Origin of the sequence: Kitasatospora sp. NPDC059571 (assembly GCF_042735675.1) — a bacterium.
GTDB lineage: Bacteria > Actinomycetota > Actinomycetes > Streptomycetales > Streptomycetaceae > Kitasatospora.
On sequence record NZ_JBHWBW010000679.1, the window covers coordinates 1 to 2,981 of the forward strand.

The 2,981-nt window shown below is 70.8% G+C and carries 2 protein-coding genes; one reads left to right on the forward strand and one right to left on the reverse strand.

Features of this window, described 5'->3' with window-relative positions:
• Positions 1-2,067 (reverse strand): nitrate- and nitrite sensing domain-containing protein (locus ACFV0G_RS37710; protein ID WP_380557846.1); only part of this gene is annotated, 2,067 nt, incomplete at its 3' end.
• A 550-nt stretch (positions 2,068-2,617) separates the two neighbouring features.
• Here ACFV0G_RS37710 and ACFV0G_RS37715 point away from each other — a divergent pair.
• Positions 2,618-2,854, forward strand: coding sequence for a hypothetical protein (locus ACFV0G_RS37715; protein ID WP_380557849.1), 237 nt, complete (start codon positions 2,618-2,620; stop codon positions 2,852-2,854).
• The last annotated feature ends 127 nt before the right edge of the window (positions 2,855-2,981 follow it).

Below are 2,981 nucleotides of genomic sequence, written 5' to 3' on the forward strand. Positions count from 1 at the left end.
GCCGCCGCGGGCGCCGCCCGCGTTGGTGACGTCCACCGGCAGCATGACCAGGGCGGTGGTGCCGCCCGAGTCGCTGGGGCGCAGCTGGATGCGGATGCCGTGTCGCAGGGACAGGCGGCCGACGACGAACAGGCCCATGCGGCGGGAGACCGAGACGTCCACCGTCGGCGGGTTCGCGAGGCGCTCGTTGATGTCGGCGAGGTCGTCGGGGCTCAGGCCGATGCCGGTGTCGTGGATCTCGACCAGCACGCGGCCGTCGGGCAGCGCGTGGCCGGTGACCCGGACGCGGGTCTGCGGGCTGGAGAACGAGGTCGCGTTCTCGAGCAGCTCGGCGAGGAGGTGGACGAGGTCGTTGACGACGCGGCCGGCGACCTCGGTCGACGGCACCGCGGCGAGTTCGATGCGCTCGTACTGCTCCACCTCGGAGGCGGCGGCGCGGAGCACGTCGACCAGCGGGACGGGGCGGGTCCAGCGGCGGCCCGGGTCCTCGCCCGCGAGGACGAGGAGGTTTTCGCCGTTGCGGCGCATACGGGTCGCGAGGTGGTCCAGCTTGAAGAGGCTGGCCAGCTGGTCCGGGTCGGCCTCGCGGCTCTCCAGCTCGGAGATGAGCGACAGCTGGCGCTGGATGAGGCCCTGGCTGCGGCGCGAGAGGTTGGTGAACATCGCGTTGATGTTGCCGCGGAGGAGGGCCTGCTCGGCGGCGAGGCGGACGGCCTCGCGGTGCACCATGTCGAACGCGTGGGCCACGTGGCCGATCTCGTCCGTGGAGTCGACGCCGACCGGTTCGACGGTGACGTCGACGTCGTGCGGGTCGCTCTCGGAGAGGGTCTTGACCAGCTCGGGCAGCCGCCGCTCGGCGACGTCCTCGGCCGCGGCCTGCAGACGGGTCAGCGAGCGCACCATCGAGCGGGCCACGATGGCCGCACCGGCGATGGCGACGATGAGGACGACGGCGATCAGCGCGGCGTTGATGAGCGCCTGGGTGTCGGCGTCGGACTGCAGCTTCTGGGCCTTGCCGTCCAGGACCTCCAGGAGCTGCGACTCGATGCGCTGCTCCTGGTTGATCTTGGCGCTGGCGGCGTCGTACCAGTCGGTGTAGGTGCGCGGCTGGCTCTGCCGGATGCCGTTGGTGTTGAGGACCTGCTGGGTGTACCGGTCGGTGTCCGCGATGGTCTGGTTGAAGCTCATCGGGGCGCGCAGCCGGCGGGCCTCGTCATCGCCGTAGATGGCGGTGAAGTTGGCGAGCGCGCTCTCCTCGGAGATCTGGAGGCGGATGCCGAAGGTCTCGTCCGAGGTGGAGAGGTCGGCGCCGCCGTGCCGGGCCAGCGCCGCCGCGATCAGCGCGCGCTGCATGGAGGTGTTCTCCTTGGATAGCGCGAACTGGCTCAGCGCACGGGTGACCTTGATCAGCTCGGTCGAGTTCGACGCGATCGCGATCTCCTCCGTGATGGAGATCAGACCCTTGATGATGACGTCGTAGTTGAGGATCGTCGACTGGATGTTGTCCGGGCTGGTGTACGCGCTGCCGCGGGCCTCGGAGAGCTGGTTGAGGTCCTTGCGGACCTGGAGCAGCAGGGCCTTTCCACCGGCGAGGTCGAGCTCGTCGAACTTGTCGGCACTGGTCGCGAACGCCTTGCTGAGCGCGTCGCTCTGCTTCTGGGCGTCGATGACGTCCGGGTCCTGCTTGCTGCCGTTGGCGGTGATCGGGCCGGCGCTGATGTCGCGCTCGGTCTCCAGGGCGTCCGCCAGGGCGGTCGCCCGGCGCGCCAGGTCGGCGAGGTCGGTCATCTGCGCCAGCTGGCGGGAGTTCTCCAGCGAGGTCTGCACCCGCAGACCGCCGAGGACGAGCGACACCATCACGGGGAGCAGCAGCAGCGCGATGAGGCGCGTGCGGATGCGCCAGTTGCGCAGCGAGAGCCGGCTGAGGCCCTTCGCTCTGCGGTAGGTGAGCCTGCCGCGCAGGCGCGAGCCGGCGCGGCCGGCGTCGTCGGTGTCGTTGCCGTCGGCAACGGTGTCGCTGTTCTGGTCGGCGGAACCGGTGGCCGGCCGGTCGCCCGGGCCAGTCATCGGTGCTGCCTGGTGGGGGCCTGCTGCGGGCTCGCGCGACTCCGGGTCACCCGCGGCGCCGCTGCCCCTCTTGAAACGTCCCTGCACTGGCGTCGCAACCTCTGGACCGGGCGCCCCTCCCCGCTGTCGCGGAGGGGGACGGTGTCGAGTTTTTCCGTGGCATTCCAGCACAGCGAGGGAAGTCCAACAAGGGGCGTTATGACACGGTGTCCTGGGCTACCGAACGCGTGCACGGGCTCACGGACTGTGTGGTAACCAGCCGGAATACGTCCCTTTTCGGACACCCTGCGGACGTGCGCCGGGTCGGGGCCGCTTCGGCATGTGCGGCTAATGTCCGAAATGCAAGGAATGTCCGGATAACTTCCCGCGCCCGGAAAGGCGGAAATGCCGGAATCGATCTCGAAATTGTGACCAAAATCACAGCATGATGTATAGCTTTGGTCACGGCACCTGTGACAAGAGATCCTTAGCCTTGGCGGGGCCGTGAGGAAGCCTGCCCAGGCTCCCGCCGTCCTAAAAGCCCCGCTCCCGGAAACCAAGGTGTGACGCAATGTCCCAGCCGACGTCCCAGTCGACGAAGAAGGCCGCGATCGCGGCGCCCGACGCCCAGGCCACGGCCAACCCGCGCCGGACGACCCTGGCCGCCGTCGAGGACTTCGGCCTGCTGCCGGGCGCCGTCGCCTCCCAGCGTCCGATCGAGTACGCCAAGGAGCTGCCGACCGTCACGGCCAACCCGCGCCGCACCCAGCTGATGGTGGCGCCGGCCCCGCGGGTCCCGCAGGACTGACCGCCCGCCCCCGCAGGGGGGCGGGCGCCCCGACAGGTCGGCCTCCCCCCCCCCGGGGACCGCCCCCCCGGCCCGCCGCGGCCGCCGCCCGCGCCGGGCCCGGCGCCGCGCGCCGGGCGCCGGGGGC

Excerpts from the sequence above, each read along its gene's own strand:
- ACFV0G_RS37715 (WP_380557849.1), top strand. The coding sequence starts at position 2,618 with ATGTCCCAGCCGACGTCCCAGTCGACGAAGAAGGCCGCGATCGCGGCG.